Below are 22,924 nucleotides of genomic sequence, written 5' to 3' on the forward strand. Positions count from 1 at the left end.
TCCGCGCGGTGGGTTGGAGCACCGTGGGCGGTTGAGGCGCTTCGCGCCCAACCAAGCCCACGAGCGCTCCAACCCACCTTGCTACGCTACGTCCCCGTCGCCGCTGGCACCCCGTGAGGGGTGCGGTTTGGCGTAATACTTAGTGTAGTGGACGGAACCCCGTGGTGCAAGCCCCTGCGGTGTGAGGAGTCTCACACCGCAGGGGGCCAAACGGTTAACGGGGGATTATAGGAGAGAGGGATTCCATATGAGCATATAGATGGGAAACCAGACAAACAAACTTGCGAAGATCACGTAGAAGACGATCTCGTACTTCTCGCTTCGCTTCTCTGAAAAGAGAGCTACGAGAACTACGAGAATGATAATAAGCGTCCACCACACCAGATAAATGTTCATGATGATTTCGCCCCATATGAGCGAATAGATGAAAATCCAGACATACAAACTTGCGGTGATCACGCCGAAGACGGAAAAAAGAATTTTCATCACCGATTTACACCAAATCTGGTACTTCTCGTACTTCTCGCTTCGCTTCCCTGAACAGAGAGGCAAAGCGAGAAGTACGAGAACTGCGAAAATAAGCGAACTCCACTCCAGATAAATGTTCATGATGACTTCCCTTCGCTCTGTCGTGCTTACAAGGAAAACATTACAGGGGGCCCGAACCCCTGTCTATAGCCTCTGACCTGCGGTTTTGTGCATCGTCGCAGGTCAGAGGGGGTGGTGTCATCCCGAAAAAAATCTTAGTTTCTCAGCATACGAGACAAAAGTGACGCTCCGTAATAGATAAGCCAAACACAAATCAACAGAGCGTAACTAGAAGCTTGGTAATTGGGCGGTTAGATAACGCCGACTAATCAGGGTATCCCGGTGTGAGGTATCTCACATCTAAGGGGAGGACGAAACCGGCGTCTAACCGGTTACGCGCTGTAAATGGGGATTGGTTAGTCGCTCACCGTGCGTAATAACTGTCTCACATCCTAAGAAATCTCGATGTTTTTTTGATTGATTGCACCGCTCTGACCTGCGACGATGCACAAAACCGCAGGTCAGAGCGGTTTGACAGGGGGACTTGAATCCCGTAATGTTTTCCCTGTCAGCACGACGGAGCGAACAAGAAAGCGAGAGTAGACATGCGCGTAATGGTCGATGGTCGCCCCGGCAAGGTGAATGGACTGGTTCGCGTTATCGTCAATGGTGAACCCGCCGAATGGATGGACCCCGAGGCAATTAGGATTACCGAAGAGGGGATCTTTTTCAACGACGCAGAAGCGACCGTGATCGGTAAGGTATTTGTCATTTTTGATGACGAGAGGGTGAACGGATGTAGGGCCGATTGGTTCAAGGTGCGGGACGAGCAGGGAAACGAGAACGTACGGTTTTTGAAGAACGAGAAAAAGCCTCAGAAGCCTAGTGGAGCATTGATTAAGGTATTGTCGCAAGAAGAATTCGACAAGGCTATTCGGGACGGTGCCACACGTATTGAAATTTCTTCGGACCCCTATGAATTGCCGGAGGAAATTCGCGTTTCTCAACAAAACATAGAGCTGTCTGTAACCGGAGCAGCGACCGTAAGGATCTCCCACAGGGTAACGGTTAATGCATGGGAGAATGCAACGGTTATTGCCGGTGGTTCGGCAAAGGTTAATGCCCGTGGGAATGTGAAGGTATATCTTCACGATAAGGCGACGGTTCACGCCTATGACGGGGTGCGGGTGTACACCTTTGGTCAGGTTCAGTACCACGAAGATGCGGCAGCGGTATTCGTGAACGCTAAAGCGGTAGTGCATTTCCATTCCGCTGACGTTCAGATTATCCGAAAGAATCCCCAGTAATTTGGAGGAATGCAGGTTTGGGAGAGCAGCATTCCCGAATAATACTGTTCTCCTAATACCCAGATGGTAAGGAGAAAGTATGGTTTCCCCCACCACGCAAGAGAAGTTCTGGGGAATGCTGGAACCAGGTATTCATTTCGGTGCGATTACCGAAGAGGGCGCCTGCATTCTTTTTACAAAGGCCTATGGAATGGAAAAGGCCGAATATCGAGCGGTGATGGTTTCGCCGAGAATTCAAGCAGCATTCGCTCTGGAGCTGGCAAAAGGGATCAAGCAAAGCCGCATTACACGAAAAAAAGCGGTCGAGCTTTATCGTTTCGCCTATGGAATGGGAAAGGTCGATTTTGGTTCCGCGCTTTTGGCCATTGACATAGCCATAGGGGACCTAAACGAATTCGGAATTGCACATTACGCAGCGTAACCAGGGTTACGCTGCGTAACGGGCGCTCTAAAAAATTTTTTTCGGCGCTTCGCGCCTCAAAGACCGGAGTTCCTCTCGGCGCGTTGCGCCTTGATCCGGCGACTTTTACTCGGCGTTTCACGCCTCGTGCGAAGTGTGACTCGATGCTTCGCATCTTCCACGAAGGGACTCCGACGCTTCGCGTCTCCGTCAGGTGATTCGTGTTGGTCGTCCACTTCCAGTCGGAGGATATTGGCATTCGCTGGACGCTCATCCCTTTTTGTGGGGCCTGACAACCCCGTGGAATTCGCTTCGCTCATTCGCATTTTTAGGGGCTTCGCCCCCACCCGTCCTCCTTTCCCAAGTATATCCCGGTGCCCCTCCCGGTCAAAGGGCTTTCGCGGCATATCCTCGCTGGCGCTGCGGTATTCCACGATCCCCTTGACCGTCCAGCGCACCGGGAAGGGAATCGGTGGGAGGACGGGCAAAAAAGGGCGGGGGGACCCTGGCGGGTGGTGGAGCTGGTTTACTGTCTATCGGTTGTGAGGAAGGTCACACTCGCTTTTTTGTCCGCCCCTGTAGAGACCTCATGCAGAAACCCGACACTATGAGAGGTTTGGATTCCTCCCACAGCGCCGGGTTTCACCCTACCAGGTTCCTCCTTACTCGTTTTCGAACTTCTTATAAAGCATGATTGTAACGATGCTCGCTATCAGAGCATCATGGCTGTCTGAACTGAGGAAAGGAACCCCGTGAATGGACACGTAATCGCCGAGGAAATTGCCAAAGGCAATACCACCGATGACAGAACCGACAAGCACAATGAAGGGCCGAACCTGGTTGTTCATCTATTTACTCCTGTTAGAGGCGTATCCCTTGAACAATCACTATATTAGTCATGACCAGTTCTGTATGCAAATCGAGAACGCCCGATGTGAGGAGGGTCACACACGTCTTTTTACCGGCGCGCTGACCTGCGGTTTTCTGCATCATCGCAGGTCAGCGCGTTTTGACTCAGGAGGATGGAATCCAGTAATGTTTTCCCTGTCAGCACGACGAAGAACGAAAGGTAGTGAAATGCAGACGGTGACCACCCAGGAAGAGTTCAACGAGGCGATCGGGAACGGTGCCACGGGAGTCGTGGTCAAGGGCGGTGCTTTCCGTGTGAGGGGTACGACCACTGTGCACGCTGGTCTGGGTTCGAAGGTGTTCACTGATCCGGGTTCGGAGGTGTACGCTGATTTGGGTTCGGAGGTGCACGCTGGTCCGGGTTCGGAGGTGTACGCTGGTCCGGGTTCAGTGGTGTACGCTGATTCGGGTTCGGAGGTGCACGCTGGTTCGGGTTCGGAGGTGTACGCTGGTCCGGGCTCAGTGGTGTACGTCTATTCGGGTTCGGAGGTGTACGCCTATTCGGGTTCGGAGTTGCACGCTGGTCCGGATTCGGTGGTGTATGCTGATCCGGTATTCGGGTTCGGAGGTGCACGCTGGTCCGGATTCGGTGGTGTATGCTGATCCGGGTTCGGAGGTGACCGCTGGCTCGGATTCGGTGGTGGTGTAAGGCCCGAAACGCTGGTACGTAAAGGGGAGCCCCCGTAGGCTCCCCTTTACGTAGTGTCAGGGATGGTGACAGAGTGTAATCCCGGCAATAAATTTTTTTGGCGCTCCGCGCCGCCAAGACCGGAGCTTACCTCGGCGCGTTGCGTCTCGACTTGTGTACTCGGCGTTTCACGCCTCGCGTGTAGAGGGGGGACGATGCTCCGCATCTTCCAATGGAGGGGCTCCGACGCTTCGGGGCTCCGACGCTTCGGGTCTCCGCTCGCATCGGATAAATCTGGATATAAACATATCCAGCGATTTATCCGACATGTCCTGATTTATCCCCTGACTTCGTCAAAGGATAAATCGAACATGTCAGTGTTTGGTTTATGTAGGATACTTGCTTTCTGTGGTGGGTGGGGCATCGATCCTCCGGATCGATCCGGCAGTCCGCCGCCGTCGTCGGGCCCTGGCGGCCCTCCTTATGGCGGCCCTCCGGGCTGCGTCGCTGGCGCTCCTTGCGAACCTCGCGGGGGGCTCCTCCGGACCCCCGCCCCCCGCGACCTTTTTAGGATGGTTGCGGAAAGAGGTAGTTCTAGATCAGGATCCGGTCGTTGTTAATCCAGCAGTAGGTATCCCATGCTGATCAGGGATTTGGGGTTGTTGGGATGGAGAGACTTCCCGTCCGTTTTGGTTCTGAAAAGCGCGGGCTATGGAGCAGGGAGTGACGCCCGTCTGTCATCTGGCAGTGTGAGTTATCTCCCACCGGACCGAGTCACCGGGGACCCGGTGGTCATCGTCACGCGTTGTTGATCGGGTCCGGTTTTTGATGACAATGGGTGAATGTCGTCTCAGATGGTGAGAAACCCGGTTTTTTTCGATGGATGGAGACCCCCTCTGACCTGCGGTTTTGTGCATCTTCGCAGGTCAGCGCGTTTTGACGCAGGGGACGAAATCCCATAGTGTTGTCCTTGTCAGCACGACGGAGCGAACGGAAGGGGTACGCAACGCAGGAGGAAGCGCGAGAGTCGCGCGGCCGGTAGTGGAGCCGCACGGAAGGCAGGAAGCGCACGCGTTCCCCAAGTGGGAAAAGGTGTTTTACCTGCGAGGGTGCCCGGTACCCGCGAGCAATGACCGGAGATAGGGAACTGTGAATTCCCGTCCACTACACAACAAAGTAATCGCCGAATGGAAGGGCAAAAAAAGTGTTTGAGTCCGTTATGGTCGTCATCCTGACCTGGGAAATGTACTGGAAGATTTACCGGGAGAGGGCATCGCAGTTCAAGCTCGGGGATGTGGCCATGAAGTACATGACTCTCGGTTTCCTGCCCCAGGAGGCCGCCGAATGGGCGAGCTGTGGCTTTATGCCGGAGGAAGCAATGGCAGCCATCAAGCACGGTCACAGCAACCCGCAGGCAGCGCCTGACGGTTGCCCGAATTGCCCGCCGTTCTGACCTTTAACGGGTCTAGTGGTGGCCGTTGCCCTTTGGGCAACGGCCATTCGCTAAATCGGTTGAACGTCAATCGATTAGAGGGGCGAGAGAATGGAATTCGCAAAGGTTCGCATATCAAGCATCGGAGATTGTGTGTACTCCATTGACGTTGTGTACACACATGAGCACAACCTGACAGAGTGCGGAAGGTGCGATATTCTGGTTTCCCGCGATACCGGGCGAAATTACAACGGTTTGTGGGAGGTAGGTAAATCACTTTCCGATATCCTGGAAACCTACGCCTACGAAATCCGGAACTCTCAGCTTTACACTCACGCCCGGACTATTACGGTTATGGTTTACCGGGGCGACCGGGAATCCGAAAACCGGGCATTCGTTGAGAGTCACCGAATCACAAAGGGACTCTAGCGCGCCTCTGCGGACTGACCTTTAACGGGTCTAGTGGTGGCCGTTGCCCTTTGGGCAACGGTCATTCGCTAGATCGGTTGAACGTCAATCGATTAGCGGAGAAGGAGAATGACCCATGGCCGACGAGGAATTGAGGCGTAAGGTTAAGAAGAAGAACCAGGAATCAAAGGAGAATCGGGAGCGGAAGGAACGGGAGAAGCAAGACGACATAGACCGCCTACGGAAGAGGAAAAAGAACTAAACGAAATCTCCGTTTATAACTGGAGTTCGACAACTGTTGTAGACATTCAACGTGTCTGGCCATTGGCAAAATTCCGGGATTGTCATTGGTCAAATACATTGAACGTCAATGCATTATGAATGGAAAAGGACAAGAGGTAAGATGCGTACTGCAATTGTGAATGGACGTTCCGGCATTATCGCTCACCCGTTTTTCTGGAAGGAAAAGAAATGATTACTCACTGAAAACCGCTTAACACCCGGTGACGGAAGGTGGGATTTCGCTCTAGCGAGTCTAGTAATGGGTATCCGAAAGGGTGCCGTTGCTAAATCCGCTAGATGTTAAAAGGGGATACCGGAAATGCAGGCAGGAAACAGGATTGTGATTTCGGAAGAGATCCAGCGGCAATATACAGAAATGTTGGTAAAGGGTATACAGTCCGGTAATATTACGAAGGAAGAGGCCCGAACCCTTTTCCAAACGGCATACCAGGTGGACACCATCGAATATCGGTCCGTAAAGGTAAACCGTCAGACATGCGAGCATTTCGCTTTCATTCTTGCGAAGGGAATTAAGCGAGGGCGGATTACCCATCCGATCGCTGTTAGACTTTAATGGATAAATCCCGATATGGGATATCGGGATTTATCCGACATGTCCTGATTTATCCTGGAGGATAAATCGAACATGTCGGCATGAGTGGATTCCGTACCACAATATCCACCGATAAGTGGACAGCGGAATTCGCTACGCTACGTATTCTACGAACCCCTTGACCGTCCAGTTCACCGAGAGGGAAATCGGTAGGAGGACGGGCAAAAAAAGGCGAGGGTTAGAATGGGCGACGCTCGTCGGTAGTCTACCAGAGTGAGATTTCTCACACGGGAACGAGTCGTTGGGGTCCGGAAGGGTGATGAAGTTCCGTTTAATGTTTTTATGACAGTGGGTGAAATTGGTATGATTTTTCCGGTCGGCTACGGTGTCACCGCTCCGCGTGGTGCGGAGGGTTGGGGGTCGTCAGCCACCATTCCTGACCTCGATTTCAGTTACGCCATCCTCGATTGACTTGTTGAGTGCTTCCTGAGTGGTCACCGTCTGCATGTTCATGTTATTGTCTTACGTCGCTTGTTCAGACAGGTTCCACTTTACCAGAGTTGTTGTCCGAGTCAAATCGAGTAAGTCCCTCTGTGACCAGTGATCACCCGTTGGTGATGATCAGGGGACCGGCCCACTCACGGGGGCCGGTCCCCGTCAAGCACGCTAGGTGTTACTTCTGTTTGTAACATAGCAACAACCCTCACACCTGCCACACGACCCCTTAGGGTTTGGGCAGTCGGACCGAGCCGGACGCGCACGACAGTAATTACACTTCTTGGAAGGGAATTGAATAACCTTACCGTTTTTCATACAGGTTTCTCCCTTATCGCTTGCTCTGACAAGTTCCACTCTACCAGAGGAACCGCCCGCGTCAAATCGAGAACGGCCGGTGTGAGGAGGGTCACACTCGCATTTTTTGTCGGCTCTGTGACCTGCGGAAACGTGCATGATCGCAGGTCAGCGCGTTTTGACTCAGGGGGCGGAATCCGGTAATGTTTTTCTTGTCAACGGGATCTAACGAGCAAGTGAGGTTACAGTGGAGCTTTTCGAAGCAGACCGAGTCGCCATTCGTTCCGATTTGAAGAAGGCTGTGACGTTCGAGTTCAGGGTGTACGTCCGCTAACTGAACGACTACGGGAACACGCTGCGGAAGATGGCGGCCAAGTACACACATCCCGAGATAGCATTCCAATACCTCCGCGCTTATGCGGATCAGGTGCTGGAGGAATTCGGCAAGCAGTAAGCCATTAGGTGATTTTTAAGCCCCCAACGTAAGCAGCTAGTATCTTTCTGCTCGCTTTCGTTGGGGGCTTGCCACAAAAATTTTTCCGGCACAGCAAACAGCGCAGGGAAGGAAAACAAAATGGCAAGAGAGCCCAGGGAGTACACCCGTCAAGATCGTGACAAGGTGATCCAGCTGTACAAAGAACAGAAGGGTCTCATGGATATTGTCGTAGAGCTGAATATCCCATACTCCACGGTTCACAGATTCTTGACTGATGCGGATATCACCCTTCGTGCGCGCGGACGCCGTCAGAAATATAGCGGTAAAGAGCGTGAAAGGCTACGTACCGAGGTCGTCAGGTTGTACGAAGAAGGCAAGGGGCTTGTAGAAATCAGTCTACATAATACTATTCGTGATATCACCGGACAGAAGATCGGAACCGGGTTGGTTTCTCAACTCTTGGATGAGGCGAACATCCCTCGTCGAAAGCAAGGCCACAGGAAGGCATGACGGTTAAATAACCGTGATCCGGCAACCCCTCTTTTGGGCTCTCGATAACGCTCCGTAATGTTTTGGTTATGGAGCACGCTGAGCCGGGTGAGTAAAGGGAGGAGCCGCGAGGTTCCTCCCTTTACGGGTTGTAAGGGATGGTGACAGAGTGTAATGGGAGCGCCAAATAAATTTTTTTCGGCGCTTCACGCCTCAAGGGACCGAAGCAAGTTTTGGGGTTTCACGCCTTCACTCGAAGGGAGTTTCGAGGCCAGCGGCGCTCCGCGCCGCCGGCCTCGGATAAATCCCGATATGGGATATCGGGATTTATCCGACATGTCCTGATTGATCCCCTGACTTCGTCAAAGGATCAATCGAACATGTCGAAGTGGGTTAGGTTGGTGGCGCGCTGTCTTTCGGAGGATGGGATATTGGAATTCGCTAGACGCTCATGCCTTTTATGGGGCCAAGCGGCCCCGAGGAATTCGCTACGCTCATACGCATTTTTAGGGGGCTACGCCCCCGCCCGTCCTCCTTTCTCCAGGGTATCCCGGCGCACCTCCCGGTCAAGGGGCTTTCGCGGCATATCCTCGCTACGCTGCGGTATTCCACGATCCCCTTGCCCGTCCAGCGCGCCGGGAAGTGAAGAGGTGGGAGGACGGGCAAAAAAGGGCGGGGGGGCCTGATCGGGGTGGCGCTGGTTGGTCATCTGTCGAGTGTGAGATATCTCACACAGAACGGATTCAGCAGTGTCCCGACGGCTCCGGTTACGCTCTGTAAATCGGTTAGGTTTTTTGATAACAATGGGTGAATTTCGTCTCAGATGGTGAGAAAATCCGGGATTTTTTCCATTCATCACACCCCCTCTGACCTGCGACGATATACAAAACCGCAGGTCAAAGGCTATAGACAGGGGTTCGGGCCCCCTGTAATGTTTTCCTTGTCAGCGAGACGAAACGAACGGAAGAGGTACGGACATGATCGTAGGAAATGCCCGTGATGCGGAACGGATTCTTCGTTACGTGAAAGATAAGAAAAAGGAAACGGACGAATGCGTTACCCGCAATTTCATTGGTCCCGTTCGGCGCGTGAAAATGCCGGAAGGGTGGGAACTTGTTGGCCGTGGCAGTTTTCGTATTGCTTACCTTTCGCCGGACAGAGTGATTTACAAAGTTCAACACACTTACGATTACGAATACGGACAGAACAACTATGGAGAATTCGAAAACATCGTTTGCATTTTCCAAAGCAGAAAAACGATGCCGGGTGTCAGGTTTCCTAAATTTACACTTTATGAACTTTCCGGCCAACCAGTAATGGCTATGGAGTTTGTCAAGGGTGTGTTTCCGGAAACCTACATTTGTTATGACACTTGTAATTGTCAGCGTTTTAGCGGGAAGTGTAATTACGAAACGTTGACAGAAATTCGTGAAACTTTTGACTTGTTCGACTTGCACGATCGAAACGTGATGTTCGTTCCAGAACAAGGGGAATGGGTAATCATTGATGTTGGTGCATGAGTGTATCACTCGGCAAGTAGTTGTCTATGGCTGGGGATGTGAAGAAGGACACACTTCTTAGGGTGGTATCGACTTGCATTATGCCCACAGTCCGATACTGTAGTTCTCGCCAGGGGGAGATGCCCCCGAGATGGAATCAAGGAGTAGAGACCATGGCTAAGCGGATGTCTTGCGGAAAGTGAAAGAAAAGCTATCTGGTTCAGCATTATCCAGGTAGTAAGATCTACGCTTGCCAGTACTGTTACACATTGTATTGTTCCAGGCATAAGCAACCAAGTGTCCAAAGTGCGCCGCCGTAATCTAAAAATTGAAGTTTACCAATCTACGATTGTCTTCAGAAGGGTGAAGATCATGTAAAAACCGGTACCGTTTAAAGGGGAATTCCAACCAGCGACGACAGAAAGCGCCGACCAGTCTCCGGGGGAGGCTGGTCGCTTTCTTTAGTTCGGCTTGTGAACTTGTGAAGTTACTCAGTGTAAGGAATGGTGACAGAGCGTGACGGGGGCGCCAAATAAATTTTTTTCGGCGCTTCGCGCCTCAAGGGACCGAAGCAAGTTTTGGGGTTTCACGCCTTCACTCGAAGGGAGTTTCGATGCTCCGCATCTTCAGTGGCGCTCCGCGCCGCCGGTCTCGGATAAATCCCGATATGGGATATCGGGATTTATCGGACATGTCCTGATTGATCCCCTGACTTCGTCAAAGGATCAATCGAACATGTCGAAGTGGGTTAGTGTTGGTGGCGCGCTGTCTTTCGGAGGATGGGATATTGGAATTCGCTAGACGCTCATGCCTTTTATGGGGCCTAGCGGCCCCGAGGAATTCGCTACGCTCATACGCATTTTTAGGGGGCTACGCCCCCGCCCGTCCTCCTTTCTCCAGGGTATCCCGGCGCACCTCCCGGTCAAGGGGCTTTCGCGGCATATCCTCGCTACGCTGCGGTATTCCACGATCCCCTTGCCCGTCCAGCGCGCCGGGAAGTGAAAAGGTGGGAGGACGGGCAAAAAAGGGCGGGGGGCCTGATCGGGTGGCGCTGGTTGGTCATCTGTCGAGTGTGAGATATCTCACACGGAACTGAGTTAGTATGGCCCCACTGCTCCAGTTACGCTCTGTGAATCGGTCAGGCTTTTTGATAACAGTGGGTGAATTTCGTCTCAGATGCTGAGAAAATCGGGGATTTTTTCAATCCATCCTCCCCCTCTGACCTGGGATGATAGGGAAAACCGCAGGTCAGACGCTATAGACGTGGGATCGGCAATCCCGTAATGTTTTCCTTGTCAGCACGACGGAGCAAAGAGCGAAACACCAGCGTTCGGACCTCCTGCTAGTGCTTGATTCTTGAAAACTCGATAGTGGACCGGATAGAAGATACCGGATAGCGGAATGCGACACTCGCCCAAAGGGCAGGTCACCGAAGCCTCTTGCGCTAGATCCGACGCAGGGTGGCACCTGTAGGGAACCAAAAATTCGGGAATTGAACAAGGACTATTAACAGGAAGAAAAACATGCGAGCTAATCCGGTATACATTACGGAATACAATGTCGGGGATGATAGCGAAATCCCAGTTTCGGATGTACTCTTTTGGGCAATGGTCGGAATGTTCGAAAGAGATCCGGACTATTCCATTAAGGAATGGACGGTTCCCGGTGGAAAGGTAGTCGCCACTTTCTATATGGCGAATGGAAACCCTTCCCTTTCCACCTATTTCTGGCATGTTCCGGATGAATATGTAGTATATCCGGAATTCACGGCAGAACGGGTCATCTGACATTCAACGTGTCTGGCCATTGACAAGCTTTCGGGTTTGTCTCTGGTCATATGCATTGAAAGTCAATGCAGAATGTAGAGGGAGAAAGCACATGCGTACTTGCACCGTTTACAACCGTTCCGGCCTCATTGTCGCCCGTGGCATGGCACAGAATGACGGTAAGGTGTTCGTTCTGTTCGACGGTGACGACAAGAACGAGAGTACGGCCGGATGGTTCCATGTGGACTATGTCCGGGTGACGGGAACGGTGCCCGTGAACATCTGACGGGTGTTCGGCAAGGTAGAGGTAATACTGTATAAAAACGAAAGGGGATCTCTTAACAGAGGTCCCCTTTCGTTTACGAATAAAGGAGCAAAAAGGCATGCAGATGCAGGAATTTACGTGTGAGTTTGACGGAGAAAAGTGGAGCCGTCCGTCCGGTCCCGGACGCCCCCCGCGTTTCTGTCCGAAACACCGCCCGGCGAAGCCAACGAGTACGCCGAATCAGAGGCTTACTTGCCAGCATTGCGGCGGTCCGTGGAACCGGAAGGCCGTACCGGGTCCGCTCCCGCGCTACTGCCCGATCTGTGAAGCCTTCCCTAGGGAAGAGGAACCGAAGCGGCGACACAAGGCATTTTCGACGCTTCTTGCGACCGCTCAGGCAGGTGTGCCGGTAATGCTTGTGGGTCCGGCCGGCTCCGGGAAGTCTACCGCAGGTCGTCAGGTAGCCGAAGAAATGGGACTGTCGTTCAAGTCGGAATCATGTAATCCGATGATGACGAAGTGGGATCTTTTCGGGTTTGTCGGCCCCAACGGAAATTACATTCCCGGAGTAATCCGTGAGGCATTCGAAAAGGGCGGCGTCATTCTTTTGGATGAAATGGACGCGTCGAATCCTGCCGTACTGGTTTCTATCAACCTCCTCGCGTCCGTCGAGGCAGGAGAAACGGTTACGTTCCCCGATGGGAAGAACGTGCCCCGTCACGAGAATTTCGTACTGATTGCAGGTGCGAACACGTTCGGGGACGGTGCAAGCAATGATTACGTGGGACGTGAGCAGTTGGACGCGGCCACACTCGACCGATTCGCCATAGTCGAATGGTCGTATGATGAGGCTCTGGAGCAAAAGGCGGCCGGAGAGGACCAAACTGATTGGGTGATCTACGTTCAGGAGGTCCGGGCAGCTGCTGAGCTTGCCGGAGTTTCGCTACTGGTTACCCCGCGCGCCAGCATCAACGGCGCGAAGCTGCTTCGAAAGGGGATGGACCGGGAGACCGTCGCCAATTTGGTACTCTGGAAGGGAGTAAGCCCGGACGCGAAGCGGTCGATACTCGCGAAGATGTAACCGGTCGTAATGGTGGGAGGGGGGCTCCGCCCCCCTCCCCTTGGCGGAAATGCTTTCACCAAGGGAAAGGCTTTTTAGAAATGGACGTATTCCGGCAGTTTGGCAGTCTTTCCGCCTTTGTCGATTTTGCCAAGGGGCCCAGCGATATGCCGACGTATCGCCGTTCCTCTCGCACAAAGGGGAATCAGGAGTTTACCGGTACGTCGAGCTGGGAGGAGGCAACTCACCTTGCCGATGGATGGCAGGAAGGGGCGCGACGTTTCGCGCAGCAAAGCGTGACGCTCGCCCCCAAGGGCAGGAAGACCCGCCGAACCACCGCTATGCGGGAAGTAGGCCCCGGCGTGTTGTCCATGGGAAATTACCTCACCGGTCACCCGCAGCCATATGTCACGCTGCAAGAGACCAACCGCCCCCGTCCGGGAAAAGGAAAGATCGTTCGGTTTCTCGTCAACATTTCCGCTTCAGCGAGTGTGAAAACTTCAGTGATTGAGCGACGAGGAGCCGCCATTACCGCGCTGGTGGCCACGCTAGAACGTGCGGGGCGAAGGTGTGAAATTGTGGCTGTAGCGGTATCCCATGCCAGCAATGGCGGAGAATCGATTGAATACCGCATTGCCCTTAAGAAGAGTCAGGAAAAGGTCAACCTGCCTAGTCTCGCCTTTGCGCTTGCCCATCCTTCCATGTTCCGGCGTCTTGTTTTCTCGGCGAGGGAATGCGAAGGAAAGGATATTCGCTATAAGGTAGGGATTGGGAAGGGCGACGGATACGGAAAATCGACAGATGTTAAAGAGGTAGAGTCGGGAACCATTTATCTAGGTGCCATGCGTGGCAGGGATTCGCAATGGAAGAGTGAAAACGCCGCTACAGAATGGGTACGCTCAGAATTGAAGGCCCAGGGAATCGAACTGAAATAACCTGGATTACGAATCGCTCAAATGCTAGCGTTTCGGGTGAGTGGCATTCTCCGGAATGTCGCTTGCCCCATTCGCTAGATTTAAAAGGCGCAAGGTGATAGAGGGGAATAACGGCATGATGGTTTCCGTCAGCATCCAAAAGCAGTTTGCAGACATGCTAGTAACAGAGATTAATTCCGGGACCATTACCCGATCGGGCGCCCGCATTCTTTTTAAAACCGCCTATCAAATGGAAACCGTCGAATTTCGAGCGGTGGCGGTTTCCCCGTTTACTCAGGCGGCATTCGCCCGAATGCTAGCAAAAGGCATGAAGCGGCGTAGCATTACACGGCAAAGGGCGGTCGAGCTTTACCGTTCCGCTTATGGCAAGGAAAAGATCCCTTTCGTTTCGGTCCTTTTGGCGATTGATATTGAAATCGGAAACCTGAATGAATACGGCTGGAATTACGCTCCGTAACCAGCGTTACGGAGCGTAACAGGGGAAAAATTTCGGCGCTTCGTGCTGGAAGCGAGCCGGTCGGATAAATCCAGATATTAAAATATCCGGATTTATCCGACATGTCCTGATTTATCCCCTGACTCCGTCAAAGGATAAATCGAACATGCCGAAGGGGCTCGTGTTGGTAGCGTACGTCTGTTGGTGAAGGGGAAGTCGGACTTCGCTACGCTCATACGCATTTAAAGGGATTCGCCCCCGCCTCCTTTGTGGCTGCAGCAGGCTAGTTCGGTATGTGTGGTTTGGATTTGTGCTGGAGGACGGAGCCTGGTACTGTAGTTCAAGTCAAAGGGGAGACGCCCTTGAGGAGGAATGATGTGTAACATTTGCGGTCGACGTTCCGCTTTTGTGTGTGAGTGCTGCAAGTTGCCCTGGTGCCGGTCTCATGGGCGTGGTCACCGCCCTCAACAGAGGAGTTCAGGGGAGTTCTAGAGAGAGATACCTAGCAGGAGTTGTGATGATCCGGGCGCCGTCCTAACGCTAGGCATTGAATGTTCTCAATTATTTAAAAACGGCTATCATCGGAAGGGGTGAAGGTCATGTAAAAGCCGCCTGTTAAAAATAAAGGGTAAGTCCTACAGGTGAGGGTTTCCCCTTTATGCGCCTCAGGGACCAAAGCGAGCTTGGCCTTTCACGCCTTCATATGAAGTGAGTTTCGATGCTCCGCACCGTCGGTCAAGGAGAACTCCATGCCGGGAAAATTAATGAAAGTGTAAGGGATCTCACATCCTGTGATCCGGTTTCGCCTTGCACCAGAGTCCGTACCGCAGTATAGTTGTTCTTGTTCGGCCCATCACACGAAGGGAAAGCATGATGACGAAACTGCCGGAAGAGCCTGGGCGTTGTCCGTGTGGGCGAAGGTATGAGAAGATGGGGTGCTCCTGTGAACAGGTGGACTATCGAGGGCTGATGCAGGACGAGCTTCTGTCCAAGGCAAACAACACGGCTCTTCGGCCTGAGGTACGGGAAGCCGCGCGCGCGGAACTTCAGCGGCGGAAGTAACAGTAAGGAGAAGGGTGATCCCCTTTCAGGATCACCCTTCTCCATCCCCATCTACTGTCCAGGTAATCTAAGAGAAGATATATCCAGATGTATCCCATCCGGATATATCCGACATGTCCTGATTTATCCCCCGACTTCGTCCAAGGATAAATCGAACATGTCCGAGTGGTTTATGTAGGAGACTTGCTTTCTGTCGTTTTGTAGAGCATGAATCCTTCGGTGTGATCCGGCGGCAGTCCGCCGCCGTCGTCGGGTACTGGGAGCTCTTCTTATGGAGGTTCTCTAGGCTGCGTTACTAAATTCCCCTCCGTGACTCATCAGGGGTTGCGGAAAGTGTTGGGTTTCTGAAAAGCGCGGGCTACAAGGATGTCGGGAGGATGGGGCTTGTTGTTCGAGTCTGTGGGATGTTCTCTCGAAACCGACAGATCGAGAGGGCATCTTGCGAGCGACTGGCATTATCAATGTGAGACACCACACACCTCATGACCCGGTTTTAGCTTGCACCAGAGTCCAGAACCCGGTACTGTTGTGTTTGTTCGGGGGAGACGCCCCCACCATGAGGAAGGATTGATGATGCCGAAGGACCCGCGGGACTCGGAATACTGCCACAGCCACAAGGGGTGCAACGAGGACCCCGAGGAGGGGACTTCCGACCAGCGTACGGGTCAGGATCAGCAGCCCGAGACGGACTAACTGAGGAGATGGCTTCCATAGCCATCTAAGTCAAGGGGCAAAGGGACCGCGAGAAATTCGTGGTCCCTTTGCTCCGAATTAAGAAGAACGGCTCTTTTTCCATTCCCTATGGAGGTTTCAAGTGGCTGCCGAAATTGATCCGGTTCTTGAAGTAATTCGAATCTTTACAGGACAGCCGGAGGAAGCCGAAACGGACTCCACAGAACCTGAGGATTCAGAGCAGTAATCGGGAACGGGTAGACCCCTACAGGGTAACTGCCCGATGGGGTGCGGTACCGAGATTCCCAACGGTGGTCAGGCGCTGGTCGTTCACCTGACCTCTTGCAAGGGAAAGCGCAACTAGTACCGATAGCTCAACCGTTATGGAAGTAAAATGATCCGAGCACCGCCCTAACGCTAGTCTTTGAAGTTTATTTAATTATTTAACTACAACGGTCAGCGGAAGGGGGAGATCATGTAAAAAAGTCGAGACCATAACAATAAAGGGGAAGTCCTCATATGAGGGCTTCCTCTTTATAATGGTTCAGTATAACTACACAGTGTGATCAAGGGTTATGGAGTGTAATAAAGGCGAAAAAAATTTTTTTCGGTGCTTCGCGCTGGAAGCGAGCCGGTCGGATAAATCCAGATATAGGATATCCGGATTTATCTGACATGTCCTGATTTATCCCCTGACTCCGTCAAAGGATAAATCGAACATGTCTGGGTTCGGTTTGCGTAGGAAGATTGGCTTCCTAAAGTTGGGGAAATCGTGGGTCCACGCCGTCTACATTTATTCCGTTTTTCTCTTGTCGCAACATAAATGGCGTAGGATTGTATTACCTCCCCTCCGTGGTTAAGTCCCCATATGTAGTGAGATGGGTCACAGTTGGTGAACTTGTCTGACCAGCCGTAGGATTGTATCTTGAGGGTGTTCGTAAGGAACAAGGACACACCCGAATCATCAGGAGTCGTGATCATGGCAACACTGCGTGAGGTTGTTGGATACCTCAACGACCTATATGACATGAATCTTAAAGAAGCAAAGGGCGAAAACTATGCCTTCAATGACACGTTCAGAATCGATAGGTTGGGAAATAGTCTGTTCCATTTTCGCACGAAGCGAGGAAAGATCGGCGAGAGTCATTCTAGTCAACCGGAAAAAGTTGGGGACGATTTCATGAAAGTTACCTGTCGCAATAAGAGGTAAGCTCTCGATCCGTTGATCAACCATTTCCCCTCGGTGGTTGAAGTATTTACCTGTAATGGGGGTTTGGGGAAACCTGGTCCAGTAGGTTGGTCAATCCGTACTTGTGCCAGTTGTTAGGGGGGTTGATGTTGTTAGAGAGATCTACGGTCCGTTTTTGGTTCTGAAAAGCGCGGGCTACGGAGCAGGATGGTCGGGGCTTGATCTGGTCGTCCGAGCCGTTGGCATGAACTGGAGGTGTAAGACACCTCACACTACCGTGAGATGGTTTCGGGTTGTGTTGGAGGCCGAATCCCGGTACTGTTGTTCTTGTTCGTGGGACGCTTCTAAAGAAGGGATTGAAACCCCGATGGGAAAGAAGAGGATTGAGTGCCCGAAGTGTGGAGAATACATGGTGGAGCGTACGCCAGAGTCTGGTGTATGGTGGTGCCAGAATTGCGGTAACAGGGTAAAAAAGAAGTGACTAGCGCAGATCGTTAGTAGGAAACGGTCAGCGTATCCACCGCTCATACGAGTTCCCTAAACGGAGCTTCCTCGATCCTGGGAGTGTCATGATTCGAGCACCGCCCTAATTCCATCCGTTTGATTTGATGTTCTTAAAATTTTGAACATCATGTAAAAGCCGATCCAGCCGCTCATACGAGTTCCCTAAACGGAGCTTCCTCGATCCTGGGAGTGTCATGATTCGAGCACCGCCCTAATTCCATCCGTTTGGTTTGATGTCCTTAAAAATTTCGAACATCATGTAAAAGCCGATTCAGCTAAAAAATAAAGGGGAAGTCCTACAGATGAGGGCTTCCCCTTTATGCTGGAGGGGTACGATTGCGCAGCGTAGTCGGAGCGAAAAAATTTTTTTCGGCGCTTCACGCTTTGTTCAAATTGAACTTCGATGTTTCGCATCTCCGATCGTAGTGTCTTCGGCGGCCCCGGATAAATCCCAATATGATTATATTGGGATTTATCCGACATGTCCTGATTTATCCCCTGACTTCGTCAAAAGATAAATCGAACATGTCCGGGTGAAACTTGTGTCGTAGACGCTTTCTGTTGAGATGGAGAATCGAACATATGTTTCTCAAGCTATTAGGGGTATTGATGTTGTTAGCGAGTTCCGCGGTCCGTTTTGGTTCTGAAAAACGCGGGCTACGGAGCAGGATGGTCGGGGCTTGATCTGGTCGTCATAGGACCGTTGGCATGAACTGGAGGTGTAAGACACCTCACACTACCGTGAGATGGTTTCGGGTTGTGTTGGAGGCCGAATCCCGGTACTGTTGTTCTTGTTCGGGGGAGACGCCCCTAAAGACACCAAAGAGGAAGCTCATGGCGATGTGCTCTGGCTGCCGCGTTCCCGACGAATGCGACGCCTTCGTCGATGAGAAGTGCAAGGGTCCCCTAGGGAACACCAAGGCTACCGGAAAGGCAGTTGTAAAGGGGACCAAGGCGGCTGGCCAGGCGGCTGGCCAGGCGGTTGGGACGGCCGCTAAGAAGGCATACTACAAGAAGAAGGGGAAGTAAGCGATAATCGCTTGTAGGGCAGGCTCTTTTAAAAGGGCCTGCCCTGCTCTTTTTTGTACAAAAACGAATCAGATAAATCCAGATATTAAAATATCCTGATTTATCCGACATGTCCTGATTTATCCCCTGACTTCGTCAAAGGATAAATCGAACATGTCCGGGTGAAACTTGTGTCGTAGACGCTTTCTGTTGAGATGGAGAATCGATTCCTTGAACATATGTTTCTCAAGCTATTAGGGGTATTGATGTTGTTAGCGAGTTCCGCGGTCCGTTTTGGTTCTGAAAAACGCGGGCTACGGAGAAGGGAAGTTGGCTTGAACGATCGTCCGAGTTTCTGTGAATTTTTGGTGAAAGTGTGAAATGTAGTTCTCAGATGGTGAGAAGGATAAGGTTTTTACTTGCAATGACACCGCCTCTGGCCTGCCGTGATACAGAAAACCGCAGGTCAGAGGCTATAGACACCAGAGAGGGAGTCGCGTAATGTTTTCCTTGTAAGCCACGACGGAGCGAACGGAAAAGGTAGGGGGATCGAGGTCAATGATCACGATCATTTCGTATATTCTCGGACTGCTCGGGGCAATCGGATTCTTCCTGACTACGTACAGTGAGCGTACGAAGAAGACTGTAGGTTACGGGGTTAATGGGTTCGCTCAAATTCCGTGGGTGTTCTTTAACATCTCCACGGATGCCTATGGCCTGTTTCTCACCAACGCCCTGACGATCTATGGGTGCTACCGTGGGTTGCGTGAGATGTACCAAAGCCCGGAAGCGGCCAAGCAGCGTGAAGAAGACCGGAAGACCAAGGAACTGAGGCGACAACTCGATTGGGAACTGAAGGAAGTTCGACGTTGTGAAGATTGGGACCGGAAGGAAGAGCGGCGGCGAGTGGACCGGGTGAAGCAGGAAGAGCGGCGGCGGCAGGATCGAAAGAGGAAGGAAGAGCGACGGCGACAAGCCTGGTGAGGACGAGGGGAGCCCCCTGGGGGGCTCCCCTTCATGTGACTCAACCTAAGGAAATGGTTACGGCCGTAACCAGTGCCGAAAAATTTTTTCGGCGCTTCGCGCCGTCACCGGTCTCGGATAAATCCGTTCTGGATTTATCCCGACATGTCCTGATTTATCCCCTGACTCCGTCAAAGGATAAATCGAACATGTTCGGGTTCAGTTGCGTAAGAGAATTGCTCCCTTTAGTTGGGGGCATCGTTTCATGCTGTTTGGGGGCTGTTATCGTCTGTAAGAGGTTTACGGTCCGTTGTGGTTCTGAAAAGCGCTGGCTATGTGTAGGTGTTTTGAGGTAATTTTTGAAGGGTGGGAGGTTTCCCCTCCGTCTAACAGAGAGAGGGCAAACCCGATGTTTCTTAGTTCGGAAGTTCCGAGATGTGAATGAGGTGAGGGTTGGAACCGATCATGGCGTAAAGGACTTCATTATCGTGCTTTTCTGCTGACTGCAAGGGGAAATTCCCTTCACGTTCTTCCAGGGTTGACCCTTGATCCGGTCACACCAGTCTCTGATGAGGACATGTTTTCGTTCTTCAGTTCGACGTTCTGACCAGCCTTCGGGTGAGAAATAATGCAGCATTGGATAAACCTTTCGCGTTTCTGGGATCTAACTGACAATCTCTAATCCAGGAAATTTGTGAAGAATTGTCAAATAGGTGTGAGACACCTCACATCACGATTGACCGGTTTTGATTTGCGCCGGAGTTCGGTACCCGGTACTGTTGTTTTTGTCCGGGGGAGACGCCCTCAGTAAGGGAAGGGAATGGAGATGAAGGACCCGAAGGATCCGGACTACTGCTACAGTCACGAGAGCTGTAATGAGGATCCCGAGGAGGGCACTACGGACCAGCGCACGGGTCAGGATCAGCAGCCGGAGACCGACTGAGGCCGCGGCTACCATTAAGTTAGGCAGCGAAGAGACCGCTAGAATGAGTGTCCCCTTGCTGTAAATTTCAATTCGTATTGGAGGATTCAGTTGCCCGCCGATATCGATCCAGTTCATGAGGTCATCAGAATTTTTACAGGGCAACCGGAGGAACAAGAACAGGACCAAACCGAACAAGAACAGGACCAAACCCCAGAGCAGTAACCGGGCAGCCTCCCCGGGGAGGCTGCCCACTTTCTTTGGTTCAGCTTGTGATCAAGTGACGTCACTCGGTGCTTTGCGTTTCTATTGCACCGGTTTTGGATAAATTGGGATATGGACATATCCATGATTTATCCGACATGTCCTGATTTATCCCCTGACTCCGCCAAGGGATAAATCGAACATGTCTGGGTCAGCATACCGGGTCATGTTTAGCCGATGTGCGAACCCTTTTCGCTCATTGTTGTACATTTCTCAGGGGGCTGCATCCCTCCTTGTGAGCATTTCGACCCTTCCTAGTCAAAGAGATTTCTTGGGATATCGTTATACCTACCCTTTTCTACGGTTGTCTTGTCTGGATACTGTTCCTTTCTCGGCAAGGAGGGTAATCCTGAAAAGGCGGGCTGCGGGGGAGGTGGGGGTTAGGTATCCTAAGTACAGGGGTGGTTGCCCCTTCCTCCTCTAAATGGCGAAGGGGCAACCACAGTGACTTATGTAGCGGGGTAGTATCGCTTACACTTGTCACAGGACTTCACGTGGTGGCGCCAGTGCTCCGGGCACATCTTTTGACGGGGATTGCACCACAGGGCGGTGAGGTTCTGGGACTCCTTGCAGTTTGTGCACCGCTTCAACGGTTTCTCTCTTTCTCTCACTGGGAACTTGCAGGACTTAGCTTAGCACTTTCAGTTGGTTTGCACACGTACGCATGGTGTGAGAGAAGTCATAGGGCTGGTCGCTTGTGTGCGTCACCTTGTGAACTTGTGAAGGGACTCAGCGTAAGAAATCGTTACGGAACGTAAGAACCGGGACCTGATCAATCCAGATATTGCACATATCCGGATTGATCCCCTAACTTTGTCAGGGGATCAATCGAACATGTCAAGGGGAAAGGGAGGGGTTGCGGTTGAAATGGCATGGAACCCTTCCGGAGTTCCAGGGGTAAGTCCTCAATGATGATTGTCAGATAAATCGCTAAAAGCAACCCTGTAAAGAGAGTGAACGAGGTTGATCAGGCCAGCTGTATTCAAAGGCACGCCGAGCGCGTGCTAAGGGGCGACGGATGTGATAGAAGTTACACCTTCAGGACTAGGCACGTGAATCGGAGGGTCCTCAGTCCGGTACAGTTGTTCCTGTCCGGCAGCAATGTTCCTTGACAAAAAGGAGGAATAGTGAACGTGATCGTGTGTTCTCGACCATCTGGAGAACCGCCGAAGGACTGGCCGCCATGTCCAAAGTGTGGTAGGAGGATATGTGTACATCCACAGAAAAAGGGATAAGCCTGTAAGATAAAAGAGCAGTATTGCTAGTCAAATACGGAAGGTAGGAGAGAATGTGACCTTGGTCACACCTACTCAATCGGATTCAATTTGCATAGGTGGTCGAGATCCGGTACGGTGGTTCGTGTCGGGCAAAGAGCTGTCCGACGGAATGACCAACCATGGAGGAAAGTATGGACTGTCCGAAGTGTGGTGGAAAGGCCAAGTATGATTACGGCCGTCATAGGTATGTGTGTCAGAATCGGAAATGTGGGTGAATGTCACGATGATCACATAAACGAGGGCATGATTCGGTTACCGTGATCTCCCCGATATGGATACGATAAGAAAGGTTATCAGAGTGTCTAATCCTCGAGAAACAATGGCTACGGCCCAAGCGTATCTTTCCAATCAGCATGCCCTCTCGGCTAAATTCGATGGACATACGGTCTGGTTCACTGGCGCTGATGGTCACAATTACGTGATTAAGCACAACAGAGGGGAGGAATACAAGGTTCAAGGCCCCGGTATTTCTAAGATTGTAGATATTTCCCACTTGATGGGGGATAACAACGGTGTTTGGCTGGCCAACGAGACACTAAAGGTGCTCGGATTTCCAAACAGAGCATAAGTATCCCGATACTAAATATGGACAATTTCGAGACCAAGCTTTATCCCCGACCCGATATCGTAGCGTTCATACATCTTTGGGGGACGCAGATACCTTAGTAAAACAGCTCGGTGATTGATGGCCGTTGACTCGTGAAAACCAATTACATTTAGGGAAGTGGTCAGCCTTTCCGGAGAGGGAGGCTGACCGCTCCTTTTTACAATATGTGTGAAAACCTTACTTGTCATGTTTCAGGGCGTACAATCGTTAGCGGATAAATCCATATATAACCATATATGGATTTATCCGACATGTCCTGATTGATCCCCTGACTCCGTCAAAGGATCAATCGAACATATCTAGGGTATCTAGTATCGGAAATCGCTTTCTA

At 51.9% G+C, this 22,924-nt stretch carries 19 protein-coding genes; 16 read left to right on the forward strand and 3 right to left on the reverse strand.

Annotated elements, in window-relative coordinates; all coding sequences use genetic code 11:
• Positions 1 to 225: 225 nt before the first annotated feature.
• Positions 226 to 486 carry a hypothetical protein gene (locus tag KOL94_RS20855; protein WP_221568623.1) on the reverse strand — a complete coding sequence of 87 codons (261 nt, stop codon included), beginning with the start codon at positions 484 to 486 and terminating at the stop codon, positions 226 to 228.
• Between the two features lie 656 nt (positions 487 to 1,142).
• Between KOL94_RS20855 and KOL94_RS20860 the strand changes: the two genes are divergently transcribed.
• Together KOL94_RS20860 and KOL94_RS20865 are read left to right on the forward strand one after the other, a co-directional pair.
• The gene (locus KOL94_RS20860; protein ID WP_221568624.1) at positions 1,143 to 1,835 is read left to right on the forward strand and encodes a hypothetical protein; all 693 of its coding nucleotides are present in this window, start codon (positions 1,143 to 1,145) and stop codon (positions 1,833 to 1,835) included.
• A gap of 79 nt (positions 1,836 to 1,914) precedes the next feature.
• The gene (locus tag KOL94_RS20865; RefSeq protein ID WP_221568625.1) at positions 1,915 to 2,256 is read left to right on the forward strand and encodes a hypothetical protein; all 342 of its coding nucleotides are present in this window, start codon (positions 1,915 to 1,917) and stop codon (positions 2,254 to 2,256) included.
• A 641-nt stretch (positions 2,257 to 2,897) separates the two neighbouring features.
• On the opposite strand, the gene KOL94_RS20870 is transcribed toward KOL94_RS20865, so the two are convergent.
• Entirely contained in the window at positions 2,898 to 3,083 is a 186-nt protein-coding gene (locus KOL94_RS20870; RefSeq protein ID WP_221568626.1) for a hypothetical protein, read from the reverse strand.
• Between the two features lie 362 nt (positions 3,084 to 3,445).
• Entirely contained in the window at positions 3,446 to 3,718 is a 273-nt protein-coding gene (locus KOL94_RS20875; protein WP_221568627.1) for a hypothetical protein, read from the reverse strand.
• Positions 3,719 to 4,991: 1,273 nt separating this feature from the next.
• Here KOL94_RS20875 and KOL94_RS20880 point away from each other — a divergent pair.
• The 14 genes from KOL94_RS20880 to KOL94_RS20940 all read left to right on the forward strand — a co-directional run bounded on the left by KOL94_RS20880 (position 4,992) and on the right by KOL94_RS20940 (position 22,554).
• On the forward strand, positions 4,992 to 5,225 hold the full coding sequence (locus KOL94_RS20880) for a hypothetical protein (RefSeq protein ID WP_221568628.1): 234 nt from the start codon (positions 4,992 to 4,994) through the stop codon (positions 5,223 to 5,225).
• A gap of 523 nt (positions 5,226 to 5,748) precedes the next feature.
• The gene (locus KOL94_RS25420) at positions 5,749 to 5,874 is read left to right on the forward strand and encodes a hypothetical protein (RefSeq protein ID WP_260412578.1); all 126 of its coding nucleotides are present in this window, start codon (positions 5,749 to 5,751) and stop codon (positions 5,872 to 5,874) included.
• A 339-nt stretch (positions 5,875 to 6,213) separates the two neighbouring features.
• Entirely contained in the window at positions 6,214 to 6,468 is a 255-nt protein-coding gene (locus tag KOL94_RS20885; protein WP_221568629.1) for a hypothetical protein, read from the forward strand.
• Between the two features lie 252 nt (positions 6,469 to 6,720).
• A complete protein-coding gene (locus KOL94_RS20890; protein ID WP_221568630.1) occupies positions 6,721 to 6,918 on the forward strand; it encodes a hypothetical protein in 198 nt (65 codons plus the stop codon).
• Positions 6,919 to 7,813: 895 nt separating this feature from the next.
• The gene (locus KOL94_RS20895) at positions 7,814 to 8,185 is read left to right on the forward strand and encodes a hypothetical protein (protein WP_221568631.1); all 372 of its coding nucleotides are present in this window, start codon (positions 7,814 to 7,816) and stop codon (positions 8,183 to 8,185) included.
• Between the two features lie 956 nt (positions 8,186 to 9,141).
• Positions 9,142 to 9,684 (forward strand): hypothetical protein, encoded by a 543-nt coding sequence (locus KOL94_RS20900; protein ID WP_221568632.1) that lies wholly within the window; start codon positions 9,142 to 9,144, stop codon positions 9,682 to 9,684.
• Between the two features lie 1,502 nt (positions 9,685 to 11,186).
• Entirely contained in the window at positions 11,187 to 11,450 is a 264-nt protein-coding gene (locus KOL94_RS20905) for a hypothetical protein (protein ID WP_221568633.1), read from the forward strand.
• 91 nt (positions 11,451 to 11,541) lie between these two features.
• Positions 11,542 to 11,715 carry a hypothetical protein gene (locus tag KOL94_RS20910; RefSeq protein WP_221568634.1) on the forward strand — a complete coding sequence of 58 codons (174 nt, stop codon included), beginning with the start codon at positions 11,542 to 11,544 and terminating at the stop codon, positions 11,713 to 11,715.
• Between the two features lie 391 nt (positions 11,716 to 12,106).
• Entirely contained in the window at positions 12,107 to 12,775 is a 669-nt protein-coding gene (locus KOL94_RS20915; protein ID WP_221568635.1) for an AAA family ATPase, read from the forward strand.
• 80 nt (positions 12,776 to 12,855) lie between these two features.
• Complete coding sequence (locus tag KOL94_RS20920) at positions 12,856 to 13,689, forward strand: DUF7192 family protein (protein WP_221568636.1); 834 nt, start codon at positions 12,856 to 12,858, stop codon at positions 13,687 to 13,689.
• Positions 13,690 to 13,804: 115 nt separating this feature from the next.
• On the forward strand, positions 13,805 to 14,146 hold the full coding sequence (locus KOL94_RS20925) for a hypothetical protein (RefSeq protein ID WP_221568637.1): 342 nt from the start codon (positions 13,805 to 13,807) through the stop codon (positions 14,144 to 14,146).
• A 2,692-nt stretch (positions 14,147 to 16,838) separates the two neighbouring features.
• Positions 16,839 to 17,069, forward strand: coding sequence for a hypothetical protein (locus KOL94_RS20930; RefSeq protein ID WP_221568638.1), 231 nt, complete (start codon positions 16,839 to 16,841; stop codon positions 17,067 to 17,069).
• A gap of 2,049 nt (positions 17,070 to 19,118) precedes the next feature.
• Complete coding sequence (locus KOL94_RS20935; protein ID WP_221568639.1) at positions 19,119 to 19,544, forward strand: hypothetical protein; 426 nt, start codon at positions 19,119 to 19,121, stop codon at positions 19,542 to 19,544.
• 2,761 nt (positions 19,545 to 22,305) lie between these two features.
• Entirely contained in the window at positions 22,306 to 22,554 is a 249-nt protein-coding gene (locus KOL94_RS20940) for a hypothetical protein (RefSeq protein WP_221568640.1), read from the forward strand.
• Positions 22,555 to 22,924 lie beyond the last annotated feature (370 nt).

The organism is Alkalihalobacillus sp. TS-13 (assembly GCF_019720915.1).
GTDB lineage: Bacteria > Bacillota > Bacilli > Bacillales > Fictibacillaceae > Pseudalkalibacillus.

Excerpts from the sequence above, each read along its gene's own strand:
- KOL94_RS20855 (WP_221568623.1), bottom strand. The coding sequence starts at position 486 with ATGAAAATTCTTTTTTCCGTCTTCGGCGTGATCACCGCAAGTTTGTAT.
- KOL94_RS20860 (WP_221568624.1), top strand. The coding sequence starts at position 1,143 with ATGGTCGATGGTCGCCCCGGCAAGGTGAATGGACTGGTTCGCGTTATC.
- KOL94_RS20865 (WP_221568625.1), top strand. The coding sequence starts at position 1,915 with ATGGTTTCCCCCACCACGCAAGAGAAGTTCTGGGGAATGCTGGAACCA.
- KOL94_RS20870 (WP_221568626.1), bottom strand. The coding sequence starts at position 3,083 with ATGAACAACCAGGTTCGGCCCTTCATTGTGCTTGTCGGTTCTGTCATC.
- KOL94_RS20880 (WP_221568628.1), top strand. The coding sequence starts at position 4,992 with ATGGTCGTCATCCTGACCTGGGAAATGTACTGGAAGATTTACCGGGAG.
- KOL94_RS25420 (WP_260412578.1), top strand. The coding sequence starts at position 5,749 with ATGGCCGACGAGGAATTGAGGCGTAAGGTTAAGAAGAAGAACCAGGAA.
- KOL94_RS20885 (WP_221568629.1), top strand. The coding sequence starts at position 6,214 with ATGCAGGCAGGAAACAGGATTGTGATTTCGGAAGAGATCCAGCGGCAA.
- KOL94_RS20895 (WP_221568631.1), top strand. The coding sequence starts at position 7,814 with ATGGCAAGAGAGCCCAGGGAGTACACCCGTCAAGATCGTGACAAGGTG.
- KOL94_RS20900 (WP_221568632.1), top strand. The coding sequence starts at position 9,142 with ATGATCGTAGGAAATGCCCGTGATGCGGAACGGATTCTTCGTTACGTG.
- KOL94_RS20905 (WP_221568633.1), top strand. The coding sequence starts at position 11,187 with ATGCGAGCTAATCCGGTATACATTACGGAATACAATGTCGGGGATGAT.
- KOL94_RS20910 (WP_221568634.1), top strand. The coding sequence starts at position 11,542 with ATGCGTACTTGCACCGTTTACAACCGTTCCGGCCTCATTGTCGCCCGT.
- KOL94_RS20915 (WP_221568635.1), top strand. The coding sequence starts at position 12,107 with ATGCTTGTGGGTCCGGCCGGCTCCGGGAAGTCTACCGCAGGTCGTCAG.
- KOL94_RS20920 (WP_221568636.1), top strand. The coding sequence starts at position 12,856 with ATGGACGTATTCCGGCAGTTTGGCAGTCTTTCCGCCTTTGTCGATTTT.
- KOL94_RS20925 (WP_221568637.1), top strand. The coding sequence starts at position 13,805 with ATGATGGTTTCCGTCAGCATCCAAAAGCAGTTTGCAGACATGCTAGTA.
- KOL94_RS20930 (WP_221568638.1), top strand. The coding sequence starts at position 16,839 with ATGGCAACACTGCGTGAGGTTGTTGGATACCTCAACGACCTATATGAC.
- KOL94_RS20935 (WP_221568639.1), top strand. The coding sequence starts at position 19,119 with ATGATCACGATCATTTCGTATATTCTCGGACTGCTCGGGGCAATCGGA.
- KOL94_RS20940 (WP_221568640.1), top strand. The coding sequence starts at position 22,306 with ATGGCTACGGCCCAAGCGTATCTTTCCAATCAGCATGCCCTCTCGGCT.